At 44.5% G+C, this 20,088-nt stretch carries 18 protein-coding genes, 6 tRNA genes and 1 pseudogene; 14 read left to right on the top strand and 11 right to left on the bottom strand.

Features of this window, described 5'->3' with window-relative positions:
* The first annotated feature begins 16 nt into the window (after positions 1 to 16).
* The 7 genes from glmM (at position 17) to rplT (ending at position 5,252) form a co-directional block, all read left to right on the top strand.
* Complete coding sequence (gene glmM / locus WAO38_RS08205) at positions 17 to 1,357, top strand: phosphoglucosamine mutase (protein ID WP_422236082.1); 1,341 nt, start codon at positions 17 to 19, stop codon at positions 1,355 to 1,357.
* On the top strand, positions 1,350 to 1,793 hold the full coding sequence (gene lspA, locus WAO38_RS08200; protein WP_422236080.1) for a signal peptidase II: 444 nt from the start codon (positions 1,350 to 1,352) through the stop codon (positions 1,791 to 1,793). Before glmM ends, lspA begins: the two co-directional genes overlap by 8 nt.
* Positions 1,794 to 1,845: 52 nt before the next feature.
* Positions 1,846 to 1,921 (top strand) — tRNA-Val (locus WAO38_RS08195).
* Positions 1,922 to 2,036: 115 nt separating this feature from the next.
* Entirely contained in the window at positions 2,037 to 3,845 is a 1,809-nt protein-coding gene (gene thrS, locus WAO38_RS08190; protein ID WP_422236079.1) for a threonine--tRNA ligase, read from the top strand.
* A complete protein-coding gene (gene infC / locus WAO38_RS08185; protein WP_422236077.1) occupies positions 3,842 to 4,372 on the top strand; it encodes a translation initiation factor IF-3 in 531 nt (176 codons plus the stop codon). The genes thrS and infC overlap by 4 nt, the downstream gene beginning before the upstream one ends.
* Positions 4,373 to 4,602: 230 nt before the next feature.
* On the top strand, positions 4,603 to 4,797 hold the full coding sequence (gene rpmI, locus WAO38_RS08180) for a 50S ribosomal protein L35 (RefSeq protein WP_422236075.1): 195 nt from the start codon (positions 4,603 to 4,605) through the stop codon (positions 4,795 to 4,797).
* Between the two features lie 101 nt (positions 4,798 to 4,898).
* A complete protein-coding gene (gene rplT / locus WAO38_RS08175; RefSeq protein WP_422236073.1) occupies positions 4,899 to 5,252 on the top strand; it encodes a 50S ribosomal protein L20 in 354 nt (117 codons plus the stop codon).
* A 108-nt stretch (positions 5,253 to 5,360) separates the two neighbouring features.
* Here rplT and WAO38_RS08170 read toward each other — a convergent pair whose 3' ends face one another.
* The 4 genes from WAO38_RS08170 to rsmA all read right to left on the bottom strand — a co-directional run bounded on the left by WAO38_RS08170 (position 5,361) and on the right by rsmA (position 9,632).
* On the bottom strand, positions 5,361 to 5,603 hold the full coding sequence (locus WAO38_RS08170) for a hypothetical protein (RefSeq protein ID WP_422236071.1): 243 nt from the start codon (positions 5,601 to 5,603) through the stop codon (positions 5,361 to 5,363).
* 2 nt (positions 5,604 to 5,605) lie between these two features.
* Positions 5,606 to 6,466 (bottom strand): FAD-dependent thymidylate synthase, encoded by an 861-nt coding sequence (locus WAO38_RS08165; RefSeq protein WP_422236069.1) that lies wholly within the window; start codon positions 6,464 to 6,466, stop codon positions 5,606 to 5,608.
* 101 nt (positions 6,467 to 6,567) lie between these two features.
* Complete coding sequence (locus WAO38_RS08160) at positions 6,568 to 8,616, bottom strand: ribonuclease J (RefSeq protein ID WP_422236173.1); 2,049 nt, start codon at positions 8,614 to 8,616, stop codon at positions 6,568 to 6,570.
* Between the two features lie 236 nt (positions 8,617 to 8,852).
* Positions 8,853 to 9,632 (bottom strand): 16S rRNA (adenine(1518)-N(6)/adenine(1519)-N(6))-dimethyltransferase RsmA, encoded by a 780-nt coding sequence (gene rsmA, locus WAO38_RS08155; RefSeq protein WP_422236067.1) that lies wholly within the window; start codon positions 9,630 to 9,632, stop codon positions 8,853 to 8,855.
* 156 nt (positions 9,633 to 9,788) lie between these two features.
* Here rsmA and hisF point away from each other — a divergent pair, with 156 nt between their 5' ends.
* The 3 genes from hisF to rlmN all read left to right on the top strand — a co-directional run bounded on the left by hisF (position 9,789) and on the right by rlmN (position 12,274).
* Complete coding sequence (hisF, locus tag WAO38_RS08150) at positions 9,789 to 10,553, top strand: imidazole glycerol phosphate synthase subunit HisF (protein ID WP_422236065.1); 765 nt, start codon at positions 9,789 to 9,791, stop codon at positions 10,551 to 10,553.
* Between the two features lie 115 nt (positions 10,554 to 10,668).
* Entirely contained in the window at positions 10,669 to 11,205 is a 537-nt protein-coding gene (locus WAO38_RS08145; protein ID WP_422236063.1) for a purine-nucleoside phosphorylase, read from the top strand.
* The gene (gene rlmN / locus WAO38_RS08140; protein ID WP_422236061.1) at positions 11,198 to 12,274 is read left to right on the top strand and encodes a 23S rRNA (adenine(2503)-C(2))-methyltransferase RlmN; all 1,077 of its coding nucleotides are present in this window, start codon (positions 11,198 to 11,200) and stop codon (positions 12,272 to 12,274) included. Before WAO38_RS08145 ends, rlmN begins: the two co-directional genes overlap by 8 nt.
* A 193-nt stretch (positions 12,275 to 12,467) precedes the next feature.
* Here rlmN and WAO38_RS08135 read toward each other — a convergent pair whose 3' ends face one another.
* A complete protein-coding gene (locus WAO38_RS08135) occupies positions 12,468 to 13,163 on the bottom strand; it encodes an outer membrane protein OmpK (protein WP_422236060.1) in 696 nt (231 codons plus the stop codon).
* The gene (locus WAO38_RS08130; protein ID WP_422236059.1) at positions 13,160 to 13,987 is read right to left on the bottom strand and encodes a M23 family metallopeptidase; all 828 of its coding nucleotides are present in this window, start codon (positions 13,985 to 13,987) and stop codon (positions 13,160 to 13,162) included. The genes WAO38_RS08135 and WAO38_RS08130 overlap by 4 nt, the downstream gene beginning before the upstream one ends.
* Before the next feature lie 124 nt (positions 13,988 to 14,111).
* On the opposite strand from WAO38_RS08130, the gene WAO38_RS08125 reads away from it, so the two are divergent.
* Genes WAO38_RS08125 through WAO38_RS08115 form a run of 3 tightly spaced genes read left to right on the top strand, consistent with a single transcriptional unit; the run spans position 14,112 to position 18,687 of the window.
* On the top strand, positions 14,112 to 15,011 hold the full coding sequence (locus WAO38_RS08125; RefSeq protein ID WP_422236057.1) for a hypothetical protein: 900 nt from the start codon (positions 14,112 to 14,114) through the stop codon (positions 15,009 to 15,011).
* Positions 15,008 to 17,464 (top strand): EAL domain-containing protein, encoded by a 2,457-nt coding sequence (locus WAO38_RS08120; RefSeq protein ID WP_422236055.1) that lies wholly within the window; start codon positions 15,008 to 15,010, stop codon positions 17,462 to 17,464. The genes WAO38_RS08125 and WAO38_RS08120 overlap by 4 nt, the downstream gene beginning before the upstream one ends.
* A gap of 2 nt (positions 17,465 to 17,466) precedes the next feature.
* Positions 17,467 to 18,687 (top strand): EAL and HDOD domain-containing protein, encoded by a 1,221-nt coding sequence (locus WAO38_RS08115; RefSeq protein ID WP_422236053.1) that lies wholly within the window; start codon positions 17,467 to 17,469, stop codon positions 18,685 to 18,687.
* Between the two features lie 89 nt (positions 18,688 to 18,776).
* Here WAO38_RS08115 and WAO38_RS08110 read toward each other — a convergent pair.
* From WAO38_RS08110 to WAO38_RS08090, 5 genes are all read right to left on the bottom strand, one after another.
* Positions 18,777 to 18,861 (bottom strand) — tRNA-Leu (locus WAO38_RS08110).
* A 20-nt stretch (positions 18,862 to 18,881) separates the two neighbouring features.
* A tRNA-Arg gene (locus tag WAO38_RS08105) sits at positions 18,882 to 18,958 on the bottom strand.
* A 12-nt stretch (positions 18,959 to 18,970) separates the two neighbouring features.
* Positions 18,971 to 19,047: transfer RNA gene (locus tag WAO38_RS08100), tRNA-Arg, on the bottom strand.
* A 51-nt stretch (positions 19,048 to 19,098) separates the two neighbouring features.
* Positions 19,099 to 19,175, bottom strand: a tRNA-His gene (locus WAO38_RS08095).
* Between the two features lie 47 nt (positions 19,176 to 19,222).
* Positions 19,223 to 19,300, bottom strand: a tRNA-Pro gene (locus WAO38_RS08090).
* 187 nt (positions 19,301 to 19,487) lie between these two features.
* Between WAO38_RS08090 and WAO38_RS08085 the strand changes: the two are divergent.
* Positions 19,488 to 20,088, top strand: a pseudogene (locus tag WAO38_RS08085) (sodium-dependent transporter); the annotation flags it as partial.

The following is a 20,088-nucleotide window of genomic DNA, read 5'->3' as shown; positions in this document are numbered from 1 at the left end:
TTAGGGAGAAAACGGAATGAAATTATTCGGAACCGATGGAGTACGCGGTGAAGCGGGCTCATTTTTAACAGCAGAATTGGCAATGCGTGTGGCGATGGCGGCAGGAATATATTTTAGTGACCGTGCCCGTACGAAGAAAATTTTGGTGGGAAAAGATACGCGCCGAAGCGGGTATATGATTGAAAACGCTATTGTCACCGGTCTGACGGCGGTTGGATACGATGTCGTGCAGATCGGTCCTATGCCTACTCCCGCAATTGCTTTTTTGACTGAAAATATGCGCTGTGATGCGGGAATCATGATCTCGGCAAGCCACAATCCGTATGAAGACAACGGGATCAAATTCTTTGATGCGCACGGAAACAAACTTTCCGAAGAGATAGAAGCGCAAATCGAAGCGATTGCCCATGATAAAGCACGTCTTGATGAGGGGCAGGTAACCGGTAAAAAGATCGGTTCGGCCAAGCGGATTGATGATGTGATCGGCCGATATATCGTACAGCTCAAAAATTCATTCAGTCGCGACTTGACCCTGCAAGGGCTGAGAATCGTTTTGGATACGGCAAACGGTGCGGGATATAAAGTCGGGCCGACCGTCCTTGAAGAACTTGGAGCCGAAGTCATTGTTTTGCATGACAAACCCAACGGATTCAACATTAATGAGGGGTGCGGAGCCCTCCATACGAAAGATGTGCGGGAAGCAGTCAAGCAGTACCGTGCCGATATCGGGTTGGCTTTGGATGGCGATGCTGATCGGCTGATTGTTGTGGATGAACATGGAGAAGAGGTTGACGGAGATCAGATATTAGGAGCGCTAGGGCTCTTTTTGCATCAAAACGGACAACTTACCGGTGGGGGAATCGTTGCGACGGTGATGAGCAATCAGGCACTGGAAGATACCATGAATGAACACGGACTGAAACTGCTGCGTTCGAATGTCGGTGACAAATATGTTCTGGAGTTGATGCGGGAAAACGGGATCAATTTCGGGGGAGAACAAAGCGGTCATATCGTGATGCACGATTATGCCAAAACCGGTGACGGGCTGGTCAGTGCATTGCAAATCTTGGCGTTATTGCTCACTTCGGGGGTAAAAGCGAGCAAAATACTCCGTCCTTTTAAGCTCTATCCTCAAAAGTTGGTAAACATCAAAGTCAAAACCAAAAAACCGCTTGATCAGATTGAGGGGCTTTCTGCAGAACTTAAAGCTGTTGAGGCGGCACATATGCGTCATCTTATCCGCTACTCAGGCACAGAGAACAAGCTCCGTATCTTACTCGAAGGAAAAGATGCGAAAGCGTTGGAAAAAGCGATGGACCGCATGGTGAGTTTTTTCGAGAAGGCTTTGAATGCTTAAATCGCTGGTGATCTTAATCTTGGCCGCAACCGGCATTTTTATTATCGATCAAAATATTAAAATGCTGTTTGTGGATGGATTCCGCTATTACACTGACTGTATCGATCTGATTTTGGTGTATAACAAAGGGGTCGCTTTCTCTATGTTCGCATTTTTGGAAGAGAATTTGAAATGGATACAGATCACTTTGTTGATCGGTGTAGTCGGCTATACGCTTTGGCTTAAAAAAAAGTGTTATCTTCTCCCCGTCGGCATAATGGTCGGTGCAGGTTTGTCCAATGTGTATGACCGATTCATCCATGGCGGTGTTGTTGACTATGTGTATTGGCACTGCGGATTTGATTTTGCTGTTTTCAATTTTGCCGATGTCATGATCGATTTATCAGTCATATTGCTAATGATTTTAAATTTTCGCCCGCAGACTTGCAAAAGTTAAGTGACTTTTAACTTCCGCAAGGATATAATTTCGCTCTTGCATTAAGTAGGATGGTCTTATAGCTCAGTTGGTAGAGCACTACCTCGACAAGGTAGTGGTCACAGGTTCGAGTCCTGTTGGGACCACCATTTTACATTTTTACCCTAATTCTCCTCCATACTTATCAGATTTAAACTCAAACCAATCAACAACACCGTATAATCCGCGATAGTTTTAACCATTTTCATTACGAGGCAACTTTCTATGGATATTATCGCGATCAAACATAACGATCAAATTTTTGATTTGCAAACCGCGCAAAGCTTGGGTATCAGTGGCGAAGAGATCGCTTATGACAACTCTGCGGATGCACTCGAAATAATCCGCCATTCGTGTGCACACCTTCTCGCCGAAGCTATCAAAGCGCTGTACACCGACGCCAAATTTTATGTCGGGCCGGTAGTTAAAGAGGGATTTTATTACGATTTTAAAGTCAATGAATCCATCAGTGAAGAAGATCTGAAAACGATCGAGAAAAAAATGCTCGACATCGCCAAAGGGAAAGAAAAAATAGAGCGTTACGAAATTACCAAAGATGAAGCGCGCGCTAAATTTGCCGACGATCATCTCAAACAAGCGGTAATGGACCGAATACCAAGCGATACGGTATCGATCTATAAGCAGGGCAATTTCGAAGACCTTTGCCGTGGACCGCATTTGCCGAGTGTCGGACTTTTGCGCTATTTCAAACTGACCAAAATTTCGGGTGCGTATCTCGGCGGAGACAGCAAAAATGAAATGCTGACCCGTATTTACGGAATCGCATTCGCCGATAAAGAATCATTGAAAGCGTATTTGGACATGATGGCCGAAGCCGAAAAGCGCGATCACCGTAAAATCGGTGCCGAGATGAAACTTTTCACATTCCGCGAGGAAGTAGGGGCAGGGTTCCCGATCTGGCTTCCGGCCGGAGCACGCATGCGTTCACGTTTGGAGCAGCTCCTGTTCAAAGCACACCGTAAGCGCGGATACGAGCCGGTGCGCGGTCCTGAGATGTTGAGAAGCGATTTGTGGAAAGTATCGGGACATTATCAAAACTACGGTGAGAATATGTATTTCACCAACATTGATGAGCTGGAGTTCGGTGTTAAACCGATGAACTGTGTCGGCCATATCAAAGTCTACGAGCATGATTTGCATTCGTACCGTGATCTTCCGCTCAAATATTTCGAATATGGTGTGGTTCACCGTCATGAGATGACGGGGGCACTTCACGGATTATTCCGTGTTCGTGAATTTACCCAAGACGATGCCCATATTTTTTGTACGGCGGATCAGATTGAGCAGCAGATTATCGAAGTCGTTGATTTCGTTGATAAAATCATGAAAACATTTGAGTTTAACTACAAGATGATGATTTCGACGAAGCCTGAAAAAGCGGTCGGAGATGATGCGGTATGGGAAATTTCGACGAATGCATTGAAAACGGCGATGGATAAAAATAATCTCGCGTATGAGATTGATGAGGGGGGCGGAGCGTTTTACGGACCTAAAATCGACATCAAAATTACCGATGCTATCGGTCGCGAATGGCAATGCGGTACGATTCAGCTCGACTTTAACCTTCCTGCGCGTTTTGAACTCGAATACAACGGAGAAGAGAACACTAAAATCCAGCCGGTAATGATTCATCGTGCAATTTTAGGTTCGTTTGAGCGATTTGTTGGTATATTGACAGAGCATTACGCTGGGGAATTCCCAATGTTTATCGCTCCGACGCAGGTTGCGATCGTTCCAATCGCCCCTACACACGAAGCATATGCGCGTGAATTGGCCGATAAATTGATTGATTTAGGTGCGGACTTTGAGATTTTCGACAAAAATGAAAGTCTTAATAAGCGAATTCGTACAGCGGAAAAAGGACGTGTGCCGATGATCATCGTTCTCGGTGATGAAGAGGTCAACAATAAGAGTATCGCGGTGCGTGACCGACGCAAGCGTGAACAATATAACTTGAGCGAAGAGGATTTCCTCTCTTTAGTTAAACAAAAAATTAATGAGGTACATTTTTGATTAAAAAACAAGACCGAGTCCTGATGAACGAAGATATCAGGGTCCCTGAGGTACGCTGTGTAGTTGACGGCGGTGAAGCATTAGGTATCATCTCTATCAATGAGGCGATGAACAAAGCAAACGAACTGGGACTGGATTTAGTTCTCATCTCTCCGGATGCGAAACCCCCTGTCGCAAAAATCATGGACTACGGTAAGTTTCATTACCAAGAAGAGAAAAAGAAAAAAGAGGCTCGTAAAAAGCAAACGAAAGTAGAAGTCAAAGAGATTAAACTTTCCGTTAAGATTGCCGAAAACGATGTCAGCTATAAAGTAAAACATGCACGTGAGTTCCTGGAAGAGGGCAAACATGTTCATTTCCGCGTTTTCTTGCGCGGTCGCGAAATGGCTCATCCTGAAGCAGCTGTAGCTGTGTTACAGCGTGTTTGGCCTATGGTTGAAGATATTGGCACGATGTATAAAGCTCCGCAAATGGAAGGACGTTATTGCAATATGATGATCCATCCGAAAAAAGACGACAAAAAGTAATTTTTCCCTCTTTTTATTCCCCTTCATGACTATCTTTCCCGCAGATGCGGGAAGTGGTTTCAAGTAAGATCTCCCCATGAACGTTTCATAGATTTTGGAATTACAAAGAACAGATGTCTTTTTGACGTATACGATGCGTTGTTCGTTTTAGTGTTTAACATAAAATAAAAAGCTTTTTTATGGTATAATCCGCGTCTCATTTAGAGAATTTTTGCGAAAGGATCAAGCCGATGCCAAAAATGAAATCAGTTAAAGGGGCGGTAAAACGCTTCAAAGTGAAGAAAAACGGCACTGTTAAACGTGGTTCTGCATTCCGCAGCCATATTTTGACAAAACAAGATGCAGCAACGCGTCGCGGGCAAAACTCACCAAAAGTAGTTGCAGCCGTCGATGTGAAAAACATCAAAAAGATGATCGTAGGCTAATAGCTTTAGCGATTTAACTCTCCAGCAAATAGCTGGGCAAGTCCGCAGAGCGGCACCTATTCATTAAATTTTAAAATGGATTGGGTCAAGAAAGGAAAAAAATGCCAAGAGTAAAAACTGGTGTCGTAAGACGCCGACGTCATAAAAAAGTATTGAAACTCGCACGTGGTTTCTACAGTGGACGACACAAACATTTCCGTAAAGCGAAAGAGCAGCTCGAACGTTCACTCGTATACGCATTTCGTGATCGTAAACAGAAAAAACGTGAATTCCGTAAATTGTGGATTATCCGTATTAATGCGGCATGCCGCCTAAACGGAATGAGCTATTCAGTATTCATGAACGGCCTTAAACGTGCCAACATCGAACTTGATCGCAAAATCCTAGCAGATATGGCTATGAACGATGCAGCGGCATTTACTGCCCTCACCGCTCAAGCTAAATCAGCATTATAATTCTTCTAAATGCTTCAGGAGCAAAGCTCCTAAAGCTTGCCTCTTTTGAGGCAGATCTCTCTTTTTAAAATCCCAATTCATTTAACGACAAACCGTTCAAAGAACGATTTATTGCTCGATTTTGTACCCTTTGCTTTCCAGACATTTTTGACATTCAACCGTTATCGGTGCCTTTGATGCTTCGGTTGCAGCTTTAAGATCATAATATCGGCATTCTTGGAAATCGGCTCTGATACGATCTTCCGTTTTACCTGCAGGGCAAATCATACCGTTGATGGCAATTTGTTTTTCAGCACATCCGCCCATAAACAATACTGTGGCAAGCATGCCGAGAAATAGACTTTTTTTCATAATTAATGATCCTCTTTTGGTGAATTTTGGAGTAACTCTTTCATAGCTTCCGCTGTTTTTCTGATTTCCCATTGGGCATGTTCATCAAGACGCAATTTAAAATAATTCTCAAGCTGTGTCGGCATAAATGCCCCCCAAATTTGAGAATATGCAGCTTGCGGTATGATTCTTCGTGCTTCTTGAGGTTTGACACCGGCATCAATGGCATTCATATAATGCTCGACGCATAGGTCAATGATTTTCTGCGTGTCGTAGTCACCTGTCGTTATCGGAACCATTTTTTCGCTAATGTAAAAATCGAAGGGGACCCGTTTTCCGGAGACGTATCGTCGTGAAAGTTCTTGCCAGTTAATACGATGGCGCACCATTTGAGATCGTGTCGGCAAATCAACTTTATACAAAAAGACATGAAAGTTCTTACGGATGATTTTTGCTTCATCCGGAGTGTTGTAAATCTGTCGTATATCAAAACTGTAGCCGTCTTTGTCATTTTCAAAATCATAGACAATGGCCCGATAGTTCGTGAGAAGGTACTTGCCGTCTTCCACAAGTTCTCCAAACTTTTTTACATTGCTATATTCTTTTTGGAGAAGTTCCAAGTGCATCGGGTTGCTAAAATCCAGTAATACAGGCACAAATTCAAATGAACTTGAGGGGAGCCCCATGGATTCTGCCATTAACCGATTATAAAGGGTTTCACTGCCTAAAGCTTTTGGAGATTGATAGCAAATCGATGCTACCTGAGTGATGGCGAAAATGCGGTTTTCTTCGGACGTGTTGGCTTGCGAAAAATCCCATTCTTCTACAAAAGCGATATGGTCACCAAAGATATTTTCTTTAGTACTGATTTTTGAAATTGACATTTATTCTTCCTAATTAATAGGGGTGCTTTCATTTAGCAGTCTATGAAAGTAATTTTGAGAGAGTATAACGAAGTAAGGTGTAAAAGACGCTAAAGCGTCTTTTACATCACGAAAACGTGAGGTACGATTAGAGGATATTTTTTCATTTTGCGATAGATATGTTTACGGACTACCTGGCGCAAGTCATTTTCCAATGCTTTAGGGTTCTCGATGAGTCCCGGTTTGAGGTTGATCAAGAAGTGTTCTAAAACATCTTCCATCTCTTGGGCAAAGGCTTTGTCATGACGGTCGGCTACGATACCGAAGCTGGTAACCAACGGTTTGGAGAGAAGTCGTGATTCTGCGGCGCTGACTTGAGCAACGAGCATAACCATCCCCTCAGAGGCCATTTTTTGGCGATCGATAACGATGTCGTCTTCGATCTGGTGGTTGTTTTGGTTATCGATATATGTTTTACCCGTTTTGACGGTTTTGGTTTTACGCATCATTTTCGTATTGACTTCAATACAGTCACCATCGCTCATCAGGAGAATATTGCGTTCCGGCACTCCGCAGCTGATAGCTGTATCGCGGTGTCTCATAATATGATTATATTCACCGTGGATCGGGAGGAAAAATTTCGGGTTGGTAAGGCGAAGCATCAATTTTTGCTCTTCCAGACTTGCATGTCCCGATACGTGAATGTCGCGGTCATTAGCCACACGTGCACCGGCACGTTGCAGGTAATTGAGCATTCCTGAAATTGAGCCTTCATTTCCCGGAATCGCACGGGCGGAGAGGACGATCATATCCGTCGGTTTGATTTTAATATGACGGTGCTCGCCGATTGCCATACGGAAAAGGGCTGAACTCGGTTCTCCCTGACTTCCGGTGGTAACGATTAACACGTCTTTATCGTTCATTCGATTGGCTTCTTCGGCATCGATGAAGATGTTTTTAGGGAGCTTGATGTAATCGTATTGCATACATACCTCAAGGTTGCGTTCCATTGAGCGTCCGATTACACATACTTTACGGTTGTATTTGAGACCGTACTGAATTGCTTGGTAGACACGGTGAATGTTTGAGCTGAACGTCGACATGATAATACGACCTTCTGCTTTTGAGAAAATACGATCAAATCCTGGAGCAACGGTAAGTTCACTCGGAGTCCACTCTTTGTTGTAAGAGTTGGTTGAGTCGCTTAATAGACACAACACCCCTTTTTCTCCATAGTGGGCAAGACGGTGAATATCGGCTGTGTAACCATCAACCGGGGTGAAGTCGATTTTGAAGTCACCCGTATGGATAATAGTACCCGCTTTGGTCGTGATCGCCAATGAGGATGAGTCGATAATCGAGTGGGTCATGTGCATCCACTCGATATCAAAATCATTTCCGACACGATACACTTGACGTTTGACGATCGGATTGAAATAACGACGGAAATCGCGCATATGATGTTCGTCAAATTTGTTGCCGATCATGGCAAGCGGCAATGGTGTTCCGTAAATCGGGAATTGCATCTCTTTGAATAAATAAGGAACCCCGCCGATGTGGTCTTCGTGGGCGTGCGTAATGATAACGGCAACGATTTTTTTACGAATTTCTCTCAAATAGCTGAAATCCGGAACAAGGATGTCAACACCGTGCATCTCTTCATCCGGAAAACTCATCCCGATATCGATGATAATCGCTTCATTTTCCGTTTCAATAACCGTGATGTTTCCACCGATCTCACCCAGACCGCCGAGTGGGGTGATGCGGATTTTTTCGTTATTTTCAAGGTTGAGTTTGAAATGCGGATTTAGACGATTTTTGTGTGCTTCCTGATTTTTAAGGACGAAATCACGCAAGTTGTTGTCGATCGGCGTACTAGGGCTTCCTCGGCGTCCTCCGCGACCGCGGTCACGGCCTGAGCGGTTTGGCTCGGCATCGGTTGCATTGTTGTTGTCTGCTCCCTCAGGGCGATCAGTTCGCGGTGGGCGATTGTCGGTACGAGGAGGACGGTTGTCAGTACGCGGTGGGCGATTGTCGGTACGAGGAGGGCGGTTATCTGTACGTGGTGGTCGATTGTCTTCACGCGGCTCGGTACTTTGACCTTCACCCGTATTGCCTCTTGTATCGGTGCGAGGAGGACGGTTGTCGGTACGCGGTGGACGGTTATCCATGCGAGGAGGACGGTTATCTGTGCGCGCTTCAGTGCTTACGTTACCTTCACTACCCTCGGGGCGATTATTATTTCGGCTGCGAAACGGTCTGCGGTTATTTCGGCGTTGGCCGGCTTCACCTTGAGGCTGCGCTTGTGGTTCAGTTTGTTCATCGGACATAAATTTTCCTTATGGGCGCTTTTTTAAAAGCGCAATATATTGAGTATAGTTAGATGCTCTAAAGTGCCCTGAAAAGATTATTTTATAAGGGCGTAGAGCCGGTGAAAGTCAGAGGTATCAAGCTGATGAGGTCGGATGGAACGTTCCAGATCAAGCTCTTGAAAGGCTCGAACGAGAAGATCGCCATCATAGCGTGCGGTTAGATTTTTGTGGAGGGTCTTACGAGGCTGTGTAAAGGCCGTTCGTAAAAATTCTTCAAACCCTTCATCATTACGGTTCGTACGTTTAGAAATGAGCAGTACGCACGAATCGACTTTGGGAGCAGGCTCGAATGCGGTGGGCGGGACGTGTAAAACGACCTCCGCCTCTCCGACACTCTGCGTAATTACGCTGAGCGCTCCAAAAGCTCTCTCTCCGGGTGCGGCAGAGAATTTCTCCGCCACTTCACGCTGTATCATGACAAGCAAGTTTCGGCACGCCGGATCGGCGAGGGCTTTGAGGATGATATTGGTCGCAATATAGTAAGGCAGGTTTGCCACTAAATCGTACGGTTCATCCAAAAGCTCACTCTTCCAATGCTCTAACACATCTCCGCAACGGAGTTCAAGAGTATTGGTACTGATAGCATCGGCAAATTGGTGCTTCAAATGCTTGCACAAGTCGGTATCGACCTCAAAAGCGGTGACACTTTTGACATCAACTAAATACTTAGTTAAATCACCTAATCCAGGCCCGATCTCAGCGATACGATGAGGCGTATCGGGCATCGATTGGATGATTTGTGTTAAAACAACTTCATCTTTTAAAAAGTTCTGGCCAAATTTCTTTTTGGCGATAGCGGCACGGTCTTTTTGCATTGGCCTGATTGTACCTAATAAAGTGTTAATCCCCTATTAAATCACAAAAATGTCTGTTTGTAGATGTTTTGAATGAAGGTTATCAATTTGGTTCCTTTATCGTTACTTTTGGTAATGGGGGATATACTTTCGCAATGATTGTATGCAAGGTTTTAAATGAACAATAACTATTTTGCCAAACGCATTATCCCCTGTTTGGACGTTAAAGACGGACGAGTCGTAAAGGGTGTTAATTTTGTCGGACTCAAAGATGCGGGTGATCCCGTCGAGGTAGCGAAACGCTACAATGAAGAGGGGGCTGATGAGATCACTTTTTTGGATATTACGGCATCTCATGAAGAACGGGATACTATCGTGCATATCGTCGAACAGGTAGCGAAAGAGGTCTTTATTCCTCTTACCGTCGGCGGCGGAATTCGGGTCCTCGATGATATTTACAAGCTTCTTGCCGTCGGATGCGACAAAGTGAGTATTAACTCTGCGGCGATTAAACGCCCTGAATTTATCAATGAAGGGGCTAAACGGTTCGGTTCCCAGTGCATCGTTGTCGCAATCGATGTGAAAAAAACGGGGGATCAATACAATGTCTATCTCAACGGCGGCCGTGTGGATACGGGGATCAATGCTCTGCAATGGGCCAAAGAGGTCGTAGACCGCGGAGCGGGAGAGATACTTCTTACCTCTATGGACGCCGACGGAACCAAAGCGGGATTTGATCTCTCGATTACCGAACAGATCAGTCATGCCGTGAATGTTCCTGTCATCGCCAGCGGCGGAGCGGGAACGATGGAACATATCAAAGAAGCGTTCGAGCATGGTGCCGATGCGGCATTGGCTGCAAGTATATTTCACTATAAAGAGATCGATATTATGGACCTTAAGCGCTATCTGTCCGCTAACGGTATTCCAGTTCGATTATGAAAAGCACACCTGTGTACCGGGCTCTCTGCCGAAGACATTGTGCCCCGAAGCGGGTAGAACTTAGCGTTAGCGTAGTCCATCGGGATTTTATTCCGATGGCGTATAAAGGAAAATTATGATTTTGTGCGCAGGAAACAATGAAACGTTTGATTTTGCATTGCCGATCGGGGTCGGGCTGATCGACAGTGCCATGAGTTTGACTCGGCTATGTCTCAATGAAAAGCCTGAATTTATCCTGTTCGTCGGAAGTGCGGGAAGTTACGGCGAGTATAAAATCCATGATATCGTCGAGTCTAAAACAGCCGCTAACATCGAGTTAGGTTTTTTGGATAATAATGCCTATACGCCGATTGATAATGTTATTTCAGCACAAACAAACGGTGAGAAAGACGTAATGGTCAATTCGTCCAACTACATCACGACAAGCGAAAAAGCGATGGGGCAATTTCGTGCCTTGGGGTTGGGGATTGAAAATATGGAGTTTTTTAGTGTGATGCGCGTAGCTCAGGTATTCGGGATTCCGGCGGGAGGAGTGTTTTGCGTGACAAACTTCTGTGACGCAAATGCTCACCGTGACTTTATCGCCAATCACGGCTTTGCCAAAGTGCTGTTAAGCGATCATCTGAAAGCAAAAGGGTTGATCCATGGCTAAGAAGTGTATCCTTGATTATACGAAAGCCGAACTCGCCCAAATGGTCAAGCCCGCATTTCGTGCCAAGCAGATTTGGGGATGGATCTATCACCAATATGCGACGAGTTTTGAGACCATGCAAAACCTTCCCAAAGCGATGCGCGAAGAATTAAATGCAACGTATGAAATTATGCCCTTGAAAATTGCCCGTAAAGAGTGTTCCAGCGATGGGACCATCAAATATTTATTCGAGCTTAGCGACGGCAAAACCGTTGAAACCGTATGGCTGAAAATGAAAGATGAAAGTATTGATGACGAAGGGAATATCGAGCATGAAGCCCGTTTTACCGTTTGTGTCTCGACGCAGGTCGGATGCAAGGTCGGATGCTCGTTTTGTCTGACGGCAAAAGGGGGATTCACACGTGATCTTAGTGCCGGGGAGATCGTCGCACAGGTTCTGGCCGTGAAAATAGATAACAACCTCGCCGCTCACCGCCGTCTTAACATCGTCTATATGGGGATGGGGGAGCCGTTGGATAATTTGGAGAATTTAGCCAAAGCGATCACGATATTCAAAGACGAAGAGGGACTCTCCATCTCGGGGAAACGGCAAACGGTCTCGACCAGCGGATTGAGTACAAAAATCGACAAGCTGGGAGAGATGGATCTGGGGGTCCATATCGCTATCAGCCTTCATGCCGTCGATGACGAACTCCGCAGTGAACTGATTCCGATGAACAAAGCGTACAATATCGCTTCGATCATCGATGCGGTCAAGCGGTTTCCGATCGATACGCGCAAGCGGGTGATGTTTGAGTATCTTGTTATCAAAAATAAAAATGACGATTTGGTTTCAGCCAAAAAACTGGTCAAACTCCTGCACGGTATCAAGGCCAAAGTGAACTTGATCTATTTTAACCCTTATCCCGGCAGCGATTACCAGCGCCCGACCCGTGCGGATATGGTTGCATTTCAGGAATATCTGGTGAATCACGGCGTCTTGTGTACGATTCGTGATTCAAAAGGTCTCGATATCAGTGCCGCGTGCGGACAGCTCAAAGAGAAAGATATAAACGCGCTCCCCGCATAATCTTGCAGTGAAAAACGAAAGAGTGTTAACCAAGATGGGATATGCTTACAAGGAACCATTCTCGTCTACACGGGGCAAATGGATAAAAGGAAAAAAATGAGCGGTATGGACTGGGTTCAAGTCGGATTTTTAGTGATTTTTGTCGGAGGCAGTTTGGCCGGTTTTATATGGGTTGCCATGAAAGAAGAATAGCCTACCAGACATATTTTATCATTGCCTGGAATACATCGTTATCGGTGTGATAGGTGTTTTCGTGGTAATAGTGCCACTCTGTCCCTACTTCCAACTTTCCCGAAGTGATCTGTAATATCGGCGAAAGATCAAAAAGAAGTTGATTCTGCGTTAAAAAATCTCCTGTCGTCCAGTCGGAAAATCCCTCAAAATGCCACCGGTTCCCCAATGGAGCATAATAATTTAGCGAGAGCTGATAGGTATCGTCACCGATATTTTGGATTTTACGGTAGAGGTTAACGCCAAAAACACTGAATCCCGGAAGATTCAAATCGGCACCTGCACCGTAAAGCCATGCGTGGTACGTATCTGAACCATTGTACTGAAATGCTCCGTACCACTCTTTTACCAACCCCTCAGAAGTAGGGATATCGGCAATCTTATTAAGACTTAGGCGGGGGGATATTTCCCCGTAAAGGTCGTTTTTTTTGTTGGTGAATTGAAGACCTTTTCGGGTGTAAGCGTAGTCGGCAAACATAAACAGATCGCCGTACTCAAATGTCCGATAGTGTTCAGCGGTGATGGTCTGTTTTGCACCGTATTGGGTATCCAAAAATGTTTTTCCCTCAAATTCTCCATACAGATACTGAATATTTGTTGTGGAAAAAGCGCTCAAATGAGCTGTCAGCAAAGTGCTAATGAGGAAAATACGCTTCATAAAGATTCCTTTGAAGTTTCAAATAATTGTTCAATCTGTGCGAGCAAATCAAGGGGATCAGCCTGAATGCCGTGGACCATGATGCCAAAATGCAAATGGGGTCCCGTTATCCGTCCAGAATCACCGGTAAGAGCGATTGTATCTCCGCGATGGACGTAATCCCCCACATTGACATCAAATCGGCTGAGGTGAAAGTAGCAGGTGTAGAGCCCTTCGCCGTGATCAATGATAATCGTCCCGCCGGAGTAATAGCGATCTTGTACGAGGACGATGATTCCGTCGTTCGAAGCTTGAATCGGAATAGGGACTCTGGCTCTTAGATCAACTCCTCCGTGATAGCTTTTGAGGGTGCCGTTGTAGGTACGTGCCGAACCGTATTCACTGGTAATATTGGAATCCAGCGGTCGAATGAAGGGTTTGTCCCAGTAGCGGACAGGAGTGAAGTGTCCGTAAATCGCTTTTGCTTCCGCACGTTCGCGTGCAATTCTCTCTTCTGCTTCGGGGGGAGGAGTCACTTTTTCCGGATCAACGCTGAGAGTTTCGGTCGGGTATGACGCATTGTGAACAGTGAGAGAAATCGGCAGAGTTTTACCCGGAGAGATCCATGTAACGTTGCTTTCACCTATGGGTGCATAATAGTCAACCGGGAGAAAGGCAATCCCAAGATTTCGGTTATTAGGGTGAGCAAGGACGCTGATGTTTTGTTCGGGCGTGACGATAATACCCGATGGTGAGGGAAGGGTTAGCAGGATACTTTTCCCATTGTAACCATCCACTCCCCATAAGGTTAAAAATCCAACCGCTAAGCCAATCAACAGACGCATATTTCTCACTCCCTTTTTATGTCTTGCCATTGTAACATTAAGAACTCTTAAATGATGTTATTGGAAGTTTATAAAGAATTATGTGCTAGTATAAAAGCAATGTTAAAAATGAAGAGAGTGCATTGTGAGAAAAGCTCGAATTCTTGGATTTGTTTTACTTTTTTTGATGGGTTCTACAGCACTTTGGTATTTTTATATCAGCCGCACGTCAGAGTCTTCAAAAATTCAGATTTCTACCAATCCATGGATCGGGTTCACCCCTTTTATTTATGCCCAAGAGAAAGGATGGCTGGAAAATACTCCGTTTCGTTTTATGTGGCTGGTGGATCTTTCGGACAATGCGCGCCTGTATGACCGCGGATTTACTCAGGGCTTTACCGCGACGCAGTATGAGTTGCTCCACTTTAAAAATAAAAATACGATCAAACCGGTTTTTTTAGTCGATCGCTCTTTCGGAGCGGATGCGATTGTTTCAAACTGTTCGATGGATGAGATTCGCTCCGCCAAAAAGAAGATCGATGTTTATCTGGAGCGAGGATCGCTGAATGATGATTTTTTTGACGCGTTTATAGCCGAATATGCTTTGAATGAAGCAAAATTTCATAAAATTGATGCTTCTCAGAAAAGTATTTCCACTTTGGAAAAAACCGATTCTCCGATGATCATTATCTCGTATCAGCCTTATCTTTCAGGTCTTCTTAAAAAAGGATTTCGCCCCCTTGCATCTACTCAGACAATGAATACTTTTTTTGTCATTGATGCGCTATTCGTGGATGAAAAGGTGATAAAAGGGAGAGAAAAAGAGTTTGTACACCTTAAAGAGCTGTTTTCATTAGGGGTAGATCGTCTTCGAAGTGATCCGCGTGAGTATTATGATACGATCAAAGGGTATTTGGAAGGGCAGAGCTATGATGAATTTATGGCAACAACGACTCAAATAGAGTGGCTTTATCAGAAAAGACCCGAAGAGATCATCCGTCATCTCGATGCGCAGCAGGTGAAAACGGATAGGCTATTGCCGTGAGAATACAACGTTTTGCTTTGTTGGGGGTTATTGGATTTATTATTGCGATAGGGGTTTTGTCAAGCAGTTTTTATAAGATTGAACGCGTTGGAATGCTTCGTTACCTCTCTGAGGGAATTAATCAGGGGATGTTTCGTCTTGAAGAGGATATTCAAAAATCGCTTCAGCAAAATCGTTTTGAAAACATGCAGACTTTACTGGATCAGGCCAGTTCGATTGATCGTGCTATGGCAACACTTTCATTGTCTTTGGACTCCAAAACGATTGCAGTCTCATCATCGCGTTCCCTTGTCGGCAAACCAATTAAGGAGGAATACCTCCCTCTTTCCCAAATCTCAGAAGGATTGATTGAAGGGGAACATCTTCATTATTCGAGTGAGCTGAGCTATTTTTCGGGGGCGATCAAAAAGCGGGCAATATTACTGGTCGATTTGAATGAAGGATTTATTTTTGAGCGGCTTAATTATATCGCCATGTTCTACGGCCTTGCCCTCTTTTTATTTTTAGGAATAGCAGCTTTGGCGGTATTGGGTACAGTGCGTCGGCTGATTATTCAGCCCCTTGAGCGGATAACATTGCGTGCACAAAATCACAATGGTGCGCAGGAACCCCATTTGATTGAAGAACTCTCTATTCTTGATGAAACATTATGCAATTCATTTCGTTTGATGCAAACCCAGCAAACGGATCTGAAAGAGGCGCTTGATGAATCTCTTTATTTAGACGGCATTCTCAGGACGGTAGCAGATATTAACCAGCTGTTGATTACGTCTAAAAATGTTGAAGAGTTACTGAAACTTTCATGTCAGCGTTTAGCGGAGCATCCAGGGTATGAGCTGTGTCATATTGGATTGAAAGAGGGCAATTCGCTTGTTCTCCGAGCCCATTCCGCAGATCCTACGGGGTATTTGTATCCGAAAATGAAAGTTGCGCTTGACGGGGCTTTAAACGATCCTGCCATTCGGGCGATAAGAGAGAATACGGCCATCGTCATCGAACATTTAGAACATGAAAGCTCGTTAGAATCGTGGCGCTTTATTGCGGAAAAAGGACAGTACGGTTCGATGATTTCGCTTCCTTTGATCAGCGCGATTGATGCGTCGCCTATAGGGGCTATGACCTTGTATGCCAAACGTTTGGAAGGATTTGAGCCTAAAGAAATCTCAATGCTTGAGGAATTGGCAGGAGACATCGGATTTGCCATACGCTCGTTTACCCAGCGCGAACAGCTCCATTATCATCTTACAACTGATCCGATTACTGATTTGCCCAACCGATTTTCTTTGGTTGATGCGCTTAGAAAAAACTCTTTATGCGGATTGGCCATTATTAATATTGACCGTTTCAGCGATATTAACGAAGTATACGGAGTTGCTATCGGAGATGCGATTTTGTCGGGATACGGCCATTGGCTTCGTTTAAAACTCATTTCGCATGAAAACATTACCCTCTATAAGATGGGAGGCGACGAGTACGCTATCGTTGCGACACATTGCAGTGATCTGAATGCTTTTGTCCAATTTTTGGAAGAGCTGATTATCATAACGCAAAAAGAGTCGTTTGTGATCGATGAGATCGAGATTGTTCTCACTATTACGGTAGGGGTATCACGCGCCAGTGAGAGGGTATTGGAAGATGCCACCGCAGCTCTTAATCAAGCTAAGCGCCATCGTCATAGTTTAGAGCTGTTTTCTACGCATGCCAAACGTGAGCAAGAAAATAATATCGCATGGTATAAACGGATCAAAGAAGCGATAGAGGAGTCCAGAGTCGTTCCTTATTTCCAGCCGATCGTTGATAATGGCAGCGGAAAAATTATCAAATATGAGGCATTGATGCGGATTATTGACCGCGACGGTACGATTGTTTCTCCGTATCTTTTTTTAGAGATAGCGAAAAAAACAAAGCTTTATCCTGAGCTCACCAAGATTATGATTGACAAGGTGGTGCAGATTTTTAAATATTCTGCTCTTCCGGTGAGTTTGAACCTTTCAACGCAAGATCTTACCAACCCCGGATTAGCCGATTATCTGGAACAAACGATTCATGAAAACGGTGTAGGGAAATTAATGATATTTGAAATCTTAGAGAGTGAAGGGATTGAAAACTACAGTAACGTCAGTGAATTCGTTGATCGTTTCAAATCGATCGGGTGCCGTTTTGCGATTGATGATTTTGGTTCCGGGTATTCGAATTTTGACCATCTGCTGAAACTTAATATTGATACGCTTAAGATTGACGGCTCTCTTATTAAAAATCTTCCGCATGACCGTAATGCTCAGATTTTCGTCAAACATATCTGTGATTTTGCCCATGAAATGGGGATTGATGTCGTTGCGGAATTTGTAGCGAATGAAGAGATTTATCACCAGGTTAAAGCGATCGGTATCGATGCATCACAAGGATATTATTTCTATGAGCCTTCCGCGGTGTTGATTGTGGAAAAAGGGTAACGATGGGCAGCAGTTATATCGGACGCCAACCCATTGTTAATGAACGGGGGGCTCTTTTTGCCTATGACCTTTTTTATGCCAGACAACGCGGTAATATACATGCTACGGCAACCCTGATTAATGATCTTCAAAGTTCATTCGGGATTGATCGTATACTCGGCAAGCGGGTTGGATTCATCCGTGCGGATCATCAGTTTATTTTTAACGAGCTTCTTTCCTTGCTCCCCAAAGAACGGGTTGTCTATGCACTGCTGGAGGAGAGTAATGTCGACGCGCTCTTGTGCGATCGTCTCCGAAAACTTTCTGAAGAAGGGTACCGCTTTGCGCTCAATGATTTTGCCTTTACTCCGGAGAATCTTGAGAAATTTTCCCCGATTTTTCCTTATTTGGAATATGTTAAAATCGATATAACCCGAAGCAGACGGATCAAACGGGAGGATGTGGAACAGCTCAAACAGCAAGGGTTAATCGTTATCGGATCGAAAATAGAGTCGCATGATATTCATGCGGAGTGTGTATCCAAGGGTTTTTCGTATTTCCAAGGATATTTTATCTCTAAACCCAGAGTACTTGAGAACCCCTCTTTTTCACTGGATCAAGAAGCGGTAATGCAGCTGTGGAATATGCTCCAATGCGAAACCGGAATCAATGAGCTTGTCAAAGCATTCGAAATGAATCATATGATCAGCCTTAAATTGATCCGTTTTATCAATTCAGCCGTTTTTTCGCTCCGTAATCCGGTCTCTTCGATCCGGCATGTTCTTACCCTGATGGGGCGAGAACCACTGTCGAGATGGATGCTGCTGCTGATGTTTTCTGAACCTCAGGAATCAGACCAAGACAATATTCCGCTGCTCCTTATGGTCATTCACCGGACAGAACTGATGACAAAACTTTTGGAGCTGATCAATCCCAATCCGACAAAAGCCCAAATGGCAACGGCATATTTTGTGGGGATGCTGTCATTGATCCATCTGCTGTTTAATATACCCCATCGTGAGGCACTTAAAAGGCTCAATGTTGCCCCTGATATAGAGCGGGCCCTCTTTGAAGGAGACGGGTTTTACGGTGAATTACTGACCATGGTACGTTCGATAGAGATACTGGATGTCGGGGCAATCGAAGAGTTTTTAGATCAGCATAAAATTGACTATACGAAGTTGGAACCGATTATTTCCGAAACAATGGACACTGTTAATAAATTTGATGAAGCAATGGGATAGAAAAGGTTTGATGGTTGAAGTAATTGTTGTATTGATTGATTGTTAAAGAAGTCTACCGAGGCCCGTATAAATAGGGGTTTATCGATTGATGGTGCGGATGAAAGGACTTGAACCTTCACACCTTGCGGCACCAGATCCTAAGTCTGGCGTGTCTACCAATTTCACCACATCCGCACATATAAAAAAATCTAAGGTGGTACGCCCTAGAGGATTCGAACCTCTGACCGATGCCTTAGAAGGGCATTGCTCTATCCAGCTGAGCTAAGGACGCAAGTTGACTATATGGTGCGCCCGATAGGGTTCGAACCTATAACCTACGGATCCGAAGTCCGTTACTCTATCCAGTTGAGCTACGAACGCACAATCGCCTTCTAAAACATCGAATGTCAAAAGGGTTTCAAATAAACGTAATGGGGTGGAATACGGGGCTCGAACCCGTGACCCCCGGCACCACAAACCAGTGCTCTAACCAACTGAGCTAATTCCACCATAACAAAAAGGGTTTATTTGAAAATTACCATTTAAAACAAAAAAGTGGTCGGGGCGAGAGGACTCGAACCTCCGGCCCCTTGGTCCCAAACCAAGTACTCTAACCATACTGAGCTACGCCCCGACACTGTCTCTAATCTGACTCTAGCGAGCTAAATTAGTGAGGCGAAATTATAGTTCAAAATAAGACAGATGTCAATACTCTTTTGCAAGTTTGTTATAATAAGGTGAAAATATCCCCTAAAATCGAGAAAATTCGGCGATAGGGAACTGATTTTGCTCATACTGATGGATGAGAATGAAGGAACAGAATGAAATTAGCGCAGTTTAGTAGAATCGGGTTTATGATGTCGGCCGTCGGATCGGCTGTGGGATTGGGGAATATTTGGAAATTCCCTTACATTACCGGGGAATATGGCGGCGGGGCTTTTGTCCTGGTCTATTTGATTACTGTCTTGATTGTCGGGTTTTCCGTGATGATTGCCGAAATGCTGATCGGCTTTTTGGGGCGCAGGGATTGTGTCACCAATTTCGAGACCCTCGCTCCGCGCCATAAAGGGCGTTGGAAATATGCCGGATGGATGGGATTGACCGGATCGCTTGTGATGATCTATTATTCAGTGGTTATCGGCTGGATATTCAACTATATTATTACTGCAATGACCCATTTGCCTTCTTCTGTAAGTGAAGCGGAGAAAACGTTTACTACGATGCTGACTCAAAGCGTAGGAACCCAGATTTTTTACCATACGATTGCTTTTTTGATTACAACCGCTGTTTTGGTTCGGGGGATCAAGGGGGGAATTGAGAAATTGAATCTCATTTTAATGCCCTCACTCATGGGAATATTAGCCATTATGTTTGTATACGCAATAAGTCTTGACGGCTTTTCTCATGCGGTAGGGTATATGT

The organism is Sulfuricurvum sp. (assembly GCF_049277495.1).
Taxonomy (GTDB): domain Bacteria; phylum Campylobacterota; class Campylobacteria; order Campylobacterales; family Sulfurimonadaceae; genus Sulfuricurvum.
This window is presented reverse-complemented; position numbering and strand designations above follow the sequence as displayed.